Source organism: Bacillus sp. FJAT-25509 (genome assembly GCF_001420605.1).
In the GTDB taxonomy this organism is placed as follows: domain Bacteria; phylum Bacillota; class Bacilli; order Bacillales; family Bacillaceae_G; genus Gottfriedia.
Genome location: NZ_LJIZ01000016.1, coordinates 316,408 through 331,362, shown reverse-complemented (window position 1 = coordinate 331,362; position 14,955 = coordinate 316,408). Strand labels below are relative to the sequence as shown.

General features: G+C 32.8%; 14 protein-coding genes. All 14 read left to right on the top strand.

Annotation, left to right across the window (positions count from 1 at the left end; all coding sequences use genetic code 11):
- Positions 1-29 precede the first annotated feature (29 nt).
- The 14 genes from trmFO to rseP all read left to right on the top strand — a co-directional run bounded on the left by trmFO (position 30) and on the right by rseP (position 14,862).
- Complete coding sequence (gene trmFO / locus AN960_RS10810; RefSeq protein ID WP_056470875.1) at positions 30-1,334, top strand: FADH(2)-oxidizing methylenetetrahydrofolate--tRNA-(uracil(54)-C(5))-methyltransferase TrmFO; 1,305 nt, start codon at positions 30-32, stop codon at positions 1,332-1,334.
- Between the two features lie 64 nt (positions 1,335-1,398).
- The gene (xerC, locus tag AN960_RS10805) at positions 1,399-2,298 is read left to right on the top strand and encodes a tyrosine recombinase XerC (protein WP_056470873.1); all 900 of its coding nucleotides are present in this window, start codon (positions 1,399-1,401) and stop codon (positions 2,296-2,298) included.
- Positions 2,299-2,345: 47 nt separating this feature from the next.
- The gene (gene hslV, locus AN960_RS10800; protein WP_056470870.1) at positions 2,346-2,891 is read left to right on the top strand and encodes an ATP-dependent protease subunit HslV; all 546 of its coding nucleotides are present in this window, start codon (positions 2,346-2,348) and stop codon (positions 2,889-2,891) included.
- 11 nt (positions 2,892-2,902) lie between these two features.
- Entirely contained in the window at positions 2,903-4,294 is a 1,392-nt protein-coding gene (hslU, locus tag AN960_RS10795) for an ATP-dependent protease ATPase subunit HslU (RefSeq protein ID WP_056470868.1), read from the top strand.
- Positions 4,295-4,381: 87 nt separating this feature from the next.
- Positions 4,382-5,161, top strand: a complete 780-nt coding sequence (gene codY, locus AN960_RS10790; RefSeq protein WP_056470865.1) for a GTP-sensing pleiotropic transcriptional regulator CodY — start codon at positions 4,382-4,384, stop codon at positions 5,159-5,161.
- 1,096 nt (positions 5,162-6,257) lie between these two features.
- The gene (locus tag AN960_RS10785) at positions 6,258-7,022 is read left to right on the top strand and encodes a FliA/WhiG family RNA polymerase sigma factor (RefSeq protein WP_056470861.1); all 765 of its coding nucleotides are present in this window, start codon (positions 6,258-6,260) and stop codon (positions 7,020-7,022) included.
- 524 nt (positions 7,023-7,546) lie between these two features.
- Complete coding sequence (gene rpsB, locus AN960_RS10780) at positions 7,547-8,245, top strand: 30S ribosomal protein S2 (protein WP_056470859.1); 699 nt, start codon at positions 7,547-7,549, stop codon at positions 8,243-8,245.
- Positions 8,246-8,373: 128 nt separating this feature from the next.
- Positions 8,374-9,258 carry a translation elongation factor Ts gene (gene tsf / locus AN960_RS10775; RefSeq protein WP_056470857.1) on the top strand — a complete coding sequence of 295 codons (885 nt, stop codon included), beginning with the start codon at positions 8,374-8,376 and terminating at the stop codon, positions 9,256-9,258.
- Positions 9,259-9,350: 92 nt separating this feature from the next.
- Positions 9,351-10,073: a UMP kinase gene (gene pyrH, locus AN960_RS10770; RefSeq protein WP_056470854.1), complete on the top strand. Its 723-nt coding sequence runs from the start codon at positions 9,351-9,353 to the stop codon at positions 10,071-10,073.
- 2 nt (positions 10,074-10,075) lie between these two features.
- A complete protein-coding gene (gene frr / locus AN960_RS10765; RefSeq protein WP_056470851.1) occupies positions 10,076-10,633 on the top strand; it encodes a ribosome recycling factor in 558 nt (185 codons plus the stop codon).
- 188 nt (positions 10,634-10,821) lie between these two features.
- On the top strand, positions 10,822-11,601 hold the full coding sequence (gene uppS, locus AN960_RS10760; protein WP_056470848.1) for an undecaprenyl pyrophosphate synthase: 780 nt from the start codon (positions 10,822-10,824) through the stop codon (positions 11,599-11,601).
- Positions 11,602-11,618: 17 nt separating this feature from the next.
- Positions 11,619-12,407: a phosphatidate cytidylyltransferase gene (locus AN960_RS10755; protein WP_056470844.1), complete on the top strand. Its 789-nt coding sequence runs from the start codon at positions 11,619-11,621 to the stop codon at positions 12,405-12,407.
- Positions 12,408-12,440: 33 nt separating this feature from the next.
- Positions 12,441-13,592, top strand: a complete 1,152-nt coding sequence (dxr, locus tag AN960_RS10750; protein ID WP_056470842.1) for a 1-deoxy-D-xylulose-5-phosphate reductoisomerase — start codon at positions 12,441-12,443, stop codon at positions 13,590-13,592.
- A gap of 13 nt (positions 13,593-13,605) precedes the next feature.
- On the top strand, positions 13,606-14,862 hold the full coding sequence (gene rseP, locus AN960_RS10745; RefSeq protein WP_056470840.1) for an RIP metalloprotease RseP: 1,257 nt from the start codon (positions 13,606-13,608) through the stop codon (positions 14,860-14,862).
- Positions 14,863-14,955 lie beyond the last annotated feature (93 nt).

The window sequence follows — 14,955 nt, the reverse complement described above, 5'->3', positions numbered from 1 at the left end:
AGATTGAATCAGCGTAGAAGGAGTTAACAATGAAAGAACAATTTATTAATGTTATTGGAGCAGGTTTAGCAGGAAGCGAGGCCGCTTATCAAATCGCAAAAAGAGGAATTAAAGTTCATTTATACGAGATGAGACCAGTTAGACAAACACCTGCTCATCATACTGACAAGTTTGCTGAATTGGTTTGTAGTAATTCACTAAGAGCGAATACATTAACGAACGCTGTAGGAGTATTAAAAGAGGAAATGAGAAGATTAGATTCAGTTATTATTCGATCTGCTGATGAGTGTGCTGTACCAGCAGGTGGTGCATTAGCTGTAGACCGACATGAGTTTGCTAGCCGAGTAACTGAGTATGTAAAAAATCATCCAAATGTTACTGTGCATAACGAAGAAATGACTAAAATTCCTGAAGGACCAACAGTAATCGCAACAGGTCCTTTAACATCACCTGAGCTATCTCAGCAATTAAAAGAATTAACGGGTGAAGATTATTTCTATTTTTATGATGCAGCGGCTCCAATCGTAGAAAAAGAAAGTATTGATTTAAATAAAGTATATTTAAAATCAAGATATGATAAAGGTGAAGCAGCTTACTTAAATTGCCCAATGACAGAAGAAGAATTTGATCGTTTTTATGAAGCATTAACTACAGCAGAAACAGTTCCTTTAAAAGAATTTGAAAAAGAGATTTTCTTTGAAGGATGTATGCCAGTTGAAGTAATGGCTAAACGTGGAAAGCAAACGTTATTATTTGGTCCAATGAAACCAGTAGGCTTAGAGGATCCAAAGACTGGTAAGACGCCACATGCAGTTGTACAACTACGTCAGGATGACAGTGCTGGAACTTTATATAATATAGTAGGATTCCAAACGCATTTAAAATGGGGCCCTCAAAAAGAAGTATTGCAATTAATACCTGGGCTTGAGAATGCTGAAATTGTACGATATGGTGTAATGCATCGAAATACGTTTATAAATTCGCCGAATCTATTAGAGGCAACCTATCGTTTTAAAGGGCGTCAAGATTTATTCTTTGCAGGTCAAATGACTGGAGTGGAAGGTTATGTAGAATCTGCAGCATCTGGTTTAGTAGCGGGAATAAATGCAGCTAGATACGTAATGGAGAAAGAATTAGTCGTATTCCCAGCAGAAACTGCAATTGGAAGTATGGCTAATTATATTACGACAACAAGTGCAAAACACTTCCAACCTATGAATGCTAACTTCGGTCTATTCCCAAGACTTGATGTAAAAATTAAAAGAAAACAAGAACGATATGAAGCTTATGCAAACCGTGCATTAGAATCAATTATGAATTTTGTAGAATGTTAAGAAAATAAATTGCAAATAGCTACTTAATATGTTAGTATGTAGTGGCTTGTGAGGAGAAATTACCTTGAATATTAAAATATTGTGTCAATTATTCATTCAGTATTTACAATTAGAGAAAAACTCTTCACAATACACATTAAATAGCTATAAAAAAATTGTTGAACAATTTCTAGTTTTTATGGAGCAACAATCCATTATTTCATTTTCTTCAGTTACTTATTCTGATGTTCGTCTCTATTTAACAACTTTGCATGACAAACAGCTATCAAGACGTACAGTCTCAAAGCATATTTCTTGTTTAAGAAGTTTCTATCGTTTTCTTATGAGAGAAAATGAAGCAAAAGAGAATCCTTTTGTATTAGCGTCACTTCCTAAAAAAGAAACTATGATACCAAGATTTTTGTACAAGGAAGAACTTGAAAAACTATTTAAGATTAGCAATCTAGATACGGAACTTGGACAAAGAAATCAAGCTCTTTTAGAATTGCTATATGCTACCGGAATCCGAGTAAGCGAATGCTGTAATTTGAAATTAAAAGACATAGATTTTCAAATTGGGACTATTTTAGTAACAGGCAAAGGGAATAAACAGCGGTATATTCCCTTTGGCAGTTATGCAGAAAAAGCTCTTCATACATATATAGAAGATGGCCGAAATAGACTGATAATAGCTAACAAGCAAATGAATGACGATCTTTTTTTGAATCACCGTGGTACAAAACTAACGGCAAGAGGTGTCCGTGGTATTTTAGAAAAAATGATCAAAGATACTTCGTTGACTAATAAAATCTATCCACATATGTTAAGGCACACCTTTGCTACGCATATGCTTGATAACGGTGCTGATATTCGTAGTGTTCAAGAATTACTTGGACATGAGAATTTATCATCTACTCAAATCTATACACATGTAACGAAGGAAAGATTACAAAAAGTATACAATTTACATCATCCTAGAGCATAAACACGCTCAATTTTAGAAATTAATCGACGTTTCTAAGGAGGATTCACATGTCCAATTTTCATGCTACAACGATTTTCGCAATCAGACACGATGGTAAAAGTGCCATGGCTGGTGATGGCCAAGTAACTTTTGGGAATGCAGTAGTAATGAAGCACACTGCAAGAAAAGTTAGAAAGCTTTTTAATGGAAAAGTTTTAGCTGGTTTTGCAGGATCAGTTGCGGATGCATTTACTTTATTCGAACTTTTTGAGGGCAAGTTAGTTGAATATAATGGTAATATTCAACGAGCTGCTGTTGAATTAGCAAAAAAATGGAGAACAGATCGAGTATTACATAAACTTGAAGCATTGCTAATCGTAATGGATCATAATTCATTATTATTAATTTCTGGTACTGGTGAAGTAATTGAGCCTGACGATGGAATTCTTGCAATCGGTTCTGGAGGGAATTACGCTCTAGCAGCAGGTCGTGCATTAAAGGAAAACGCAGGTGAGAATCTTTCGGCAAAACAAATTGCATATGCTAGTTTAAAAACTGCAAGTGATATTTGTGTGTATACGAACGGAAATATAATTTTAGAAGAATTAGAATAGGAGAGTGTATTATGAGTACTTCTTTCACGCCTCGTCAAATTGTTGAAAAACTTGATCAATATATTGTTGGACAGCAACAAGCGAAAAAAGCAGTAGCAATTGCACTCAGAAATCGATATCGTAGAAGTTTACTTGAAGAGTCATTCCGTGATGAAATTTCACCAAAAAATATTTTAATGATTGGACCAACAGGTGTTGGTAAAACTGAAATTGCTAGAAGAATGGCAAAACTAGTTGGTGCGCCATTCATTAAAGTTGAAGCTACTAAATTTACAGAAGTTGGCTATGTTGGAAGAGATGTCGAATCAATGGTTCGCGATTTAGTCCAAACTTCTATTCGAATTGTAAAAGAAGAGCGTATGAGTAAGGTGAAAGATCAAGCTGAAAAAAATGCGAATCAAAGATTAGTAAAACTTCTAGCACCAAGTACGAAAAAACAAGCTTCATTCAAAAACCCACTTGAGATGCTTTTTAATCAAGATTCACAAAACTCGAATGCTGAGCAAGAAGAGAATGATACAGAATTAACATCTAAAAGAAGAAATATAGAATTTCAACTATTATCTGGAAAACTAGAAGAAGATCTTGTGTCTATTGAAGTAGAGCAACAACAAGCTCCAATGCTAGATTTTATGCAAGGAACTGGAATGGAACAAATGGGAATGAACTTCCAAGAGTCATTAGGTAGTCTATTTCCAAAGAAAACTAAAAAAAGAAAGCTTCCTGTTAAAGAAGCTCGTAAGATTTTAACGAATGAAGAAGCTCAGAAATTAATCGATATGGATGAAGTAACACAAGAAGCAGTTTTTAGAGCTGAACAACTAGGGATTATTTTCATTGATGAAATCGATAAGATTGCAAGTAAGCAAAACTCTACTCAAGATGTTTCGAGAGAGGGCGTACAAAGAGATATCTTACCAATCGTTGAGGGAAGTACGGTTGTGACAAAATATGGACCGGTTAAAACGGATCATGTTCTATTTATTGCAGCTGGTGCATTCCATATTTCCAAACCATCAGATTTAATACCTGAATTACAAGGTCGCTTCCCGATTCGTGTAGAATTAGGGAAATTATCTGTTGAAGATTTTGTTGGTATTTTAGTTGAGCCTGATTTTTCAATTATTAAACAATATAAAGCTTTATTGTCTACAGAAGGTATACAAATCGAATTTTCTGACGATGCTATACGTAGAATAGCAGAAATAGCATTTGAAGTTAATCAGACAACAGACAACATAGGCGCAAGAAGATTGCATACTATTATGGAAAAACTTCTTGAAGACCTATCGTTTGAAGCTTCTGAAATTCAAATGGGAACAATTATGATTACACCACAATATGTAAATGAAAAGCTCGCAAATATTGCAAAAGATAAAGATATAAGTCAATTCATTTTATGATTTAGCTAAGAACACTTTTGAATTCAACCATGAGATCACTAAGAGGTTCAAAGGAAACGTACAATTAAATAGGAGGCATTTAGAAAGATGCAATTATTAGAAAAAACAAGAAAGATTAATAAGTTATTACAACAATCTGCAGGGAAGCCAGTTAACTTTAAAGAAATGGCAGATACATTAGAAGAAGTTATTGAATCAAACGTATTTATTTTAAGTCGTAAAGGGAAATTATTAGGTTACGGTCTTCACCAAAAAATTGAAAATGAACGTATGCAAAAAATGTTCAGCGATCGCCAATTCCCTGAAGAATATACACAAAACCTATTTAATATTAATGAAACATCATCAAATATAGACATCAATAGTGAGCACACTGCATTCCCAGTTGAAAATAAAGATTTATTTTCTGGCGGTTTAACAACTATTGTACCGATTATCGGTGGTGGTGAGCGCTTAGGTACTCTTGTTCTAGCTCGAATTAATCATGATTTTGAAAATGATGATTTAATCTTAGCTGAATATGGCGCTACAGTAGTAGGTATGGAAATTCTACGTGAAAAAGCTGAAGAAATTGAAGAAGAAGCTAGAAGTAAAGCTGTTGTACAAATGGCTATTTCATCTCTTTCTTATAGCGAATTAGAAGCAATTGAACATATTTTTGAAGAATTAAATGGCTATGAAGGTTTATTAGTAGCAAGTAAAATCGCTGACCGTGTAGGAATTACAAGATCAGTGATCGTAAATGCACTTCGTAAATTAGAAAGTGCTGGTGTTATCGAGTCTAGATCATTAGGTATGAAAGGTACTTATATTAAAGTACTAAATGATAAATTCTTATTAGAGTTAGAGAAATTAAAATCTAACTAATAATAAAGTCACTGCTTAATGAAGACTAAAAGATAAAATTAAATTTAAACCTTTTCTCAATAAAAATTGGGAAAAGGTTTTTTTGTCTTTATTAAATTAAAAAAGGGTTAGAATTGTACAGATTTTTATATTAGAATAAAATGATTAGCTAAATAGAGACTATTTTCCTTTTTTGTCTAAATGAGATATATAGACGAATTGGAAATTATGGTATGATTAAAAAATATTTACTTGATTATAGTGATAAAATATAAACATTTTTTTTGTGAGGGATTTAGATAATAGAATTGTGCTGGTGTTTTTACTTTTATACTGTTTTCAACTATATTGTTGTTTTTTAGTATATGTCAGTTTATTTCCACTCCAGATAAATACTCTCCTTAAGACGAAGGTAAAGAAGTACAATATCAAACAAATAGAGAAAGTTTCTAGATTTAGCCTACTTTCATTAGTCTTAAGCCTATTTTTATGTCTACCTCGTTAGCTTTAATAAATTTTTGTCATAAACAGTTAATTACTAAACAACAATTAATCAAAAAAGGCTGCTTTTTTAATAGTATAAATCATGATTTTTGTAATCTTTAAATTTGTTCTTTATTAAGTATAACTAAATTCAGGTCATCCTAAAAAATTATCTATTATATTAAAAATAGAATTCTGGAATATAGGTACAATTATTTTGAAAAAATGAAAAAAATTAATGTTTCTTAATGTGCTAAATAAAATTTCACATTATTTTAAAAAATGAGTGGTAAATTAAAGAATTTTAATAATATAATTTTTAAAAGGATAGAAAAGTGATCAATTGAGTTTTTGTCGAAACATACATTGTAAAAGCATTTTGAGGCTTAGTATATAAAATTATAAACGTGATGCTTTTGAATGCGAATTGGATTGATTCGTAACGAATATTGAATAAAATTAATAGATTCATATTTATTACTATTTAACCGTTTAATGCTAGGGGAATTGAAAGGCTAAATAGTAATAAAAGAAGGACCAAAAATTATATTTTCACCAAAAACTCACTATTTTAAATCAAATTGTCAATCAAGTATAAAACATAATATGGTAATTCGCTGAGGTGAAAGACGTGTTGCAAGTTCAAAAAAATGTTTCACAAAGTTATTGGAAAAGGTGGATTGAAGATCGTGATTTAGATGCAGGAGATGCGTTAATGCGGATTTATATGCCAATAGTTCATTTCCAAGTAAATCGTATAGCTCAAAGATTACCCTCAAATGTCAGCAGAGATGATTTGCACAGTTTAGCAATGTTGGGGTTATATGACGCATTAGAAAAATTTGATCCGAAAAGAGATTTAAAGTTTGAAACATATGCTTCAATTAGAATAAGTGGTAATATATTGGATGGTCTTCGTAAAGAAGACTGGTTACCTAGATCAATTAGAGATAAGGCAAAAAAAATTGATTTTGCAATTGAAAAGTTAGAACCGGATCTTCAAAGAAAAGCTACACCTGAAGAAATAGCAGAGTATACTGGATATACTTCGATGGAAGTTGTTAATGTCATAAATGATGTGTTTTTCTCTAATCTGTTGTCTATAGATGAACAAATCAAAGATGCAGGAGATGGACAAGTTAATTTTATTCATACAATAAAAGATCATGAAACATTAACACCAGAAGAAATGCTACTGAAAGATGAACAAATAAGGCTACTTGCAAAGACGATTGTTACTGAATTAAATGAGAAAGAACAGCTAGTAATAAGCTTGTATTATCATGAAGAGTTAACATTGACTGAAATTGGAGCAATTATTAATTTATCGACTTCTAGGGTTTCTCAGATTCATGCTAAGTCTATTTTTAAATTAAGGGAACTTTTAAGTAAAAAATAATAGGAGCCTTGTAATTTCTACATTGTAAATTTAGAAATTTTAACAGGCAATTCTATTAGAAATGATCAGTATTAATGATTTTATGTTTTTAATTAGATAAAGGAAATCAGCCTCACATTACTTACTTTATTGACAATTTCTTTTTTTACAATTTAATAAAATATGAAGAAGAATACGATTAAGTTGAATAAATTAACAAAAATTCCCAATACTGATAATGATTCAGTAATTGGGTCAGGTGAATTCTCAATTCACAAATCACTAAATTTATTGCATTCATTTGTTAATCATTTAGTAGGATGAAAATGGAAGATAGAATTATTTAGAGTAAAGTAAAAGCAAACATTGTTGAAACTTCGACAATAATTTCTCGTTTTCTCTTGTAAAATAATGATGTATATGCTATAGTAGTCCATGGTGTTAATACACACGCTTGCCGATTTTCTTATTGGTGCTACCCAGTTTGGGAGTGATAGGAGAAGAAGACGTGAGCGGAGGAAAAAGAACCATTAGGAGGAAATAAAATGTCAGTAATTTCTATGAAGCAATTATTAGAAGCTGGTGTTCACTTCGGTCACCAAACACGCCGTTGGAACCCAAAAATGAAACGTTACATCTTCACTGAGCGTAACGGTATCTACATCATCGACCTACAAAAAACAGTTAAAAAGGTTGAAGAATGTTACAACGTAATGAAAGGTATCGCTGCTGAAGGTGGAAACATCCTTTTCGTTGGTACTAAAAAACAAGCTCAAGAAGCTATTAAAGATGAAGCAATCCGTTCTGGTATGTACTTCATTAACCAACGTTGGTTAGGTGGAACGTTAACAAACTTCCAAACAATCCAAAAACGTGTTAAACGTTTAAAAGATATCGAAAGAATGCAAGAAGATGGCACATTCGAAGTGTTACCTAAGAAAGAAGTTATTCAACTTAAAAAAGAATTAGAACGTCTTGAAAAATTCTTAGGCGGAATCAAAGACATGAAGCAACTTCCTGATGCATTATTCGTTGTTGATCCTCGTAAAGAGCGTATCGCTGTTGCTGAAGCTCGTAAGTTAAACATTCCTATCATCGGTATTGTTGACACTAACTGTGATCCAGATGAAATCGATCACGTTATCCCAGCAAACGACGATGCTATTAGAGCTGTAAAACTTCTTACATCAAAAATGGCAGATGCGATTCTTGAAGCGAAACAAGGCGAAGAAACAACTGCTTAATGAGAAATTGAAAGGTGATAAGAGGTTTTAGCCTTTTATCACCTTTTTTTAAGGTTAAAATAATCGAAAATTGTTTACCTTATAAAACGATTGAATAAAATAAGCTTACATATAGGAGATGAATTATTATGGCAATTACTGCACAAATGGTAAAAGAATTACGTGAAAAAACTGGCGCTGGTATGATGGATTGCAAAAAAGCGTTAACTGAAACTGAAGGTAACATGGACAAAGCAATCGACTACCTACGTGAAAAAGGTATCGCTAAAGCTGCTAAAAAAGGTGACCGTATCGCTGCTGAAGGTTTAACTTTCGTTGAAGTAGCTGGAAACGATGCAGTACTAATCGAAGTAAACTCTGAAACTGATTTCGTTGCTAAAAACGAAGGTTTCAAAGAATTAGGATCTGTTCTTGCAAAACACATCGTTGCTAACAAACCTGCAACTGTTGAAGAAGCTTTAGCACAAACAATGGAAACTGGTGAAACTGTTGAAACTTACATCAACCATGCAATTGCTAAAATCGGAGAAAAAATCTCATTACGTCGTTTTGAATTAGTTTCTAAAACAGATGCTGACGCATTTGGTGCTTACTTACACAGTGGCGGTCGTATCGGTGTTCTTTCAGTTGTAGAAGGAACAACTAAAGAAGATGTTGCTAAAGACGTATCTATGCATATCGCTGCAATCAACCCTAAATATATCTCTCGTGATGCTGTTTCTCAAGAAGAAGTTGAGCATGAGCGTGGAATTTTAACTCAACAAGCATTAAATGAAGGTAAACCTGAAAACATCGTTGCTAAAATGGTAGAAGGACGTATTGGTAAATACTTCGAAGAAATCTGCTTATTAGATCAATCTTTCGTTAAAAACCCAGACGTTAAAGTAGGTCAATTCGTAAAAGCTGCTAACGGAACTGTTAAATCATTCGTTCGTTATGAAGTTGGAGAAGGCTTAGAAAAACGTGAAGATAACTTTGCTGAAGAAGTAATGAATCAAGTAAAAGGTAACTAATTTAGTTACTTTGAATGAAAATAGGGGACACTATGTGTTCCCTATTTTTTAAAGAAACGTAAATACATAGATGTACGTAAATGGAGGGTATTATGAGTAAAGCAAAATATAATCGCGTAGTATTAAAACTTAGTGGTGAAGCACTAGCTGGCGGACAAGGATTTGGAATTAATCCTTCAGTTATTAAATCAATTGCAGAGCAAGTTAAAGAAATTGCAGAACTTGATGTTGAAGTAGCAGTAGTAGTAGGTGCTGGTAACATTTGGCGTGGTAAAACAGGTAGCGAAATGGGTATGGACCGAGCTACAGCAGACTACATGGGCATGTTAGGTACTGTAATGAACTCATTAGCACTTCAAGATAGTCTTGAAACACTTGGTGTACAATCTCGTGTACAATCATCAATTGAAATGCGTCAAGTTGCAGAACCATATATCCGTCGTAAAGCAATTCGTCATTTAGAGAAAAAACGTGTTGTAATTTTTGCTGCTGGTACAGGAAATCCTTATTTCTCAACTGATACTACTGCTGCATTACGTGCTGCTGAAATTGAAGCAGATGTTATTTTAATGGCAAAAAATAATGTAGACGGAGTATATTCAGCTGACCCATCTATCGATAAAACTGCTGTAAAATACGAAACTCTTACATATTTAGACGTATTAAAAGAAGGTTTAGGTGTAATGGATTCAACGGCATCTTCTTTATGTATGGACAATGATATTCCATTAATTGTATTCTCAATTATGGAAGAAGGAAATATTAAACGTGCCGTACTAGGCGAAAATATTGGAACAATAGTAAGGGGGAAATAAAAATGTCTAATCAAATCATTTCTTTAGCAAAAGAAAAAATGACAAAAGCTGTTTCTGCTTTCTCTAGGGAATTAGCAACAGTACGTGCTGGTCGTGCGAACCCAGCTATCTTAGATAGAGTTTTAGTTGAATATTATGGTGCTCCAACGCCAATCAACCAAATGGCAAATATTTCAGTACCAGAAGCAAGATTATTATTAATTACACCTTACGATAAAACAGTAATTAATGATATGGATAAAGCGATTCAAAAAGCTGACTTAGGCTTAAATCCTTCAAATGATGGAACTGTAATCAGAATTAGTTTCCCACCATTAACAGAAGAGCGTCGTCGCGATTTAGTAAAAGTAGTTAAAAAATCTGCTGAAGATGCTAAAGTAGCAGTACGTAACATCCGCCGTGATGCAAATGATGATCTTAAAAAATCAGAAAAAAATGGCGAAATTACTGAAGATGAATTACGTGGTCTTGTAGAAGACATTCAAAAACAAACTGATTCACATATCGAAAAAATCGATGGAATCACAAAAGAAAAAGAAAAAGAGATAATGGAAGTTTAATACTGCATTGCAAGGTATATCTTACTAGCGCTTAGAAAAATAATGAATTTTTCACATTATGCTATTACATAATTTCATTATTGCATTATAATTAAATAAACTAAGCGCTTTGAGTAAAAAGACCCTCTGTTTAAGGGGGTTTTTTTACTCAATGCTTTAATTAGATATACTTAAACGGAGGATTAAAGATGTTTAAATTAATTTCTTTTTTTAAAAGAAATAAAGAAGAGAAAAATGTACCTCCAAGTTCGCAATTAAATGGGGTCGACGGAGTAATTCCTGAGCATGTTGCAATAATAATGGATGGTAATGGTAGATGGGCACAAAAGAGGAATCTACCAAGGGTTAAAGGACACTATGAGGGAATGAAAGTAGTTCGAAAAATAGCAAGAACTGCTAGTAAATTAGGTGTAAAGACTTTAACGTTATATGCTTTTTCAACTGAGAATTGGAAAAGACCTAAAACTGAAGTAGAATTCTTAATGAAGTTACCACAAGAATTTCTAGGGACATTTTTACCTGAATTAATCGAAGAAAATGTGCAGGTAAGGTTAACTGGAAATAAAGAGCAATTACCAAGCTATACAACAGAAGCAGTATTAAGAGCAGTAGAGGAAACAAAAAATAATACGGGTATGGTATTAAATTTTGCTCTAAATTATGGATCTAGAGACGAAATTATTTCTGCTGTTAAAAAGATTTCTTCGGATGTATTGGATAATAAAATAAATAAAGAAGAAATTAATGAAGACTTGTTCAATCGTTATTTAATGACTAGTGATTTTAAAGATCCAGATTTGTTAATTAGAACAAGTGGTGAATTAAGGATTAGTAATTTTATGCTTTGGCAAATTGCTTATTCAGAACTATATTTTACAGATGTATTATGGCCCGATTTTACCGAAGAAAGTTTAATTGATGCTATAAAAGAATATCAAAATCGAGCAAGAAGATATGGTGGTATTTAAGAAAGCGGTGAACGAACTTGAAACAGCGTATTATAACAGGAGTTATAGCTGGAGCTTTATTTTTAGGATTAGTAATATTTGGTAAATGGCCATTCGGGTTACTTGTATTTGCACTTGGCACAATCGGTTATTTTGAATTGATTAGAATGAAAAAGTTTAATTTATTTAGTGCACAAACTGTACTTGGATTAATCTTAACATGGGTAGCAATTACACCAACTGCTTTATCAAATAACCTTTTTCCTATAGAAATCGGTAAAACTGAAATTTCAATTGTACTAATCCTATTACTTTTATCATATACGGTAATTACAAAGAATACATTTACTTTTGAAGATGCTTCTTTTGTAGTGCTAAGTAGTTTATATGTAGGTTACGGATTTCATTATATGTACGAGATGAGAAATATGGGCATTTCATACTTCTTCTTCCCATTATTCGTAATATGGGCAACTGATTCGGGTGCATATTTTATTGGGAAAGCCACAGGTAAAACAAAACTTTGGCCTGATATTAGTCCCAATAAAACGATTGAAGGTTCGATCGGTGGAATTATTTGTGCTGTAGTAGTTGCAGTAATTTTATCGATTATGTTAACTTTAAATCATTCAATACTATATTTAGTACTAGTAGCTGTTCTTGTTTCGATTTTTGGTCAATTAGGTGATCTCGTACAATCTGCATATAAAAGGTACTACGGCGTTAAAGACTCAGGAAATTTATTACCTGGTCATGGTGGGATTTTAGACAGATTTGATAGTATCATTTTCACATTGCCAATAGTCTATTTACTATTTGCGTTATAGTATTAGTTTTTGTATTTAAGGAGACATATGAAAATGAAGAAAATCAGCTTACTCGGGGCAACTGGTTCAATCGGTATACAAACACTCGATATTATTAGAAATCAATCAAATGATTTTGATTTAGTCGCGTGTTCAGCTGGAAGAAATATTGATGAATTATATAAGATTATTTTAGAATTTAAACCAAAACTAGTTTCAGTTGCAGGTAAAGAAGAAGCTGAAAAACTGAAGAGCTTAGGGATCCCTTCGAAAACCAAAGTTTTATATGGTGAAGAAGGTCTTATCGAAGTTGCAGTCCATGAAGACAGTACAATACTTGTAAACGCTGTTGTTGGAAGTGTAGGTTTAGTTCCAACTATGAAAGCAATCCAAAATGGTAAAACAATCGCATTGGCGAATAAAGAGACATTAGTAACAGCAGGTCATATTGTAATGGCTGAAGCAGAAAAATATGGTGTCTCAATTTTACCAGTAGATAGTGAGCATTCAGCAATCTATCAATGTTTAAATGGTGAAAATCATAGTGAAATACATAAATTAATCATCACAGCTTCAGGTGGTAGTTTCAGAGATAAAACAAGGGATCAATTAAAAGATGTTACAATTGAAGATGCCCTAAACCATCCAAATTGGTCAATGGGTGCAAAGATTACAATTGATTCTGCTACAATGATGAATAAAGGATTAGAAGTGATTGAAGCACATTGGCTTTTTAATATGCCATATGAAAAAATTGATGTAGTACTACATAGAGAAAGTGTTATTCACTCTATGATTGAATTCGATGACGGAAGTGTAATGGCACAATTAGGAACACCTGATATGAGAGTACCAATCGCCTATGCACTAAACTATCCTTCAAGAAAACCAATTAATAATCATAAGCCATTAGATTTAATTAAATTTGGGACACTTCATTTCCAAGAGATGGATTTTAACAGGTTTAAATGTTTGGATTATGCTTATCAAGCAGGAAAAGTTGGCGGTAGTTTACCAACTGTATTAAATGCAGCAAATGAGGAAGCGGTAGCTGCTTTTTTACAGAATAAAATATCATTCTTACAAATTGAGAATTTAATAGAAAACGCTCTTGAAAAACACAATGTATTAAGTAAACCTTCATTAGAAGAAATTCGTAACATTGATGAACAAACAAGACAATTCGTTTCATCACTAATAAAGTAAGGGTGGTAATTACATGAATACAGTTATAGCGTTTGTTGTCATTTTTGGCGCACTTGTATTTTTTCATGAACTAGGACATCTATATTTTGCAAAACGTGCTGGTATATTATGTAGAGAATTTGCGATTGGATTTGGACCAAAGGTTTTCTCATTTTTTCGAAATGAAACTACATACACAATAAGATTATTGCCGCTTGGTGGTTATGTTCGTTATGCCGGAGAAGATCCAGAAATGGTACAAGTAAAGCCTGGATCACATATCGGTTTACAATTTAATGCAATCGGAGAAGTTACCAAAATTGCAGTTGATCAGTTTGACCGTTTCCAAGATCTTCGTTTTGTTGAAGTTGATTCAATAGATTTAGAGCATAAGTTAGAAATCATTGGTACCGAAGAAGGAACTGAAGGCGTTTCAAAATTCAATGTAAATGAAAAAGCGTTCATTTATAGTGAAGGACAAGGACACCAGATTGCTCCGTATAACCGACAATTTAATAGTAAATCCGTAGGAAAAAGAGCGATTGCTATTTTTGCAGGCCCAATGATGAATTTTATTCTAGCTTTAGTGATTTTTATCTTATTGGGATTACTTCAAGGAACTCCAGTAAATGATGCTAAAATTGGTGAATTACTTCCAAAAGGTCCAGCACAAACTGCTGGTCTAAAAGAAGGTGACATTGTTTTATCAATTGATAATAAAGATGTTTCAAAATGGGCAGAAGTAGTTAAAATTGTTAGAGAAAGCCCAAGTAAAGAATTATTATTTAAAGTGAAAAGAGATAGCAAAGTTATTTCGATTCCAATCACTCCAAAATCAGAAACAATCGATCATAAAGTTAATGGATTAATTGGTGTTTATGCCCCTGTTGAAAAAAATGTTTTTTCTTCGGTTAAATATGGCATAACTGAAACAATTGGATGGACAAAAGAAATTGTATTAGCAGTTGGTCATTTAGTATCTGGTCAATTCTCAATCAATAATCTATCTGGTCCAGTTGGTATTTATCAAGTAACTGATCAGGCTGCACAATCAGGTATTTTCTACTTAATGAAATGGGCAGCATTTTTAAGTATCAACCTTGGTATTATGAATTTATTACCATTACCAGCTCTTGATGGAGGAAGACTAACATTTTTTGCAATAGAAGCATTAAGAGGTCGACCTATTGATCGCCAAAAAGAAGGTGTCGTTCACTTTATTGGTTTTGCGCTTTTAATGTTATTAATGATCATCGTAACTTGGAACGATATTAAAAGATTTTTCTTATAAGAAGCTCTGTTTAATTTAATCGTGTAATTTCATGAATTTTGTTTAAGAATCCGCGACTTACTTGCTTATAAAACGGGCTTAGTGACATATTAT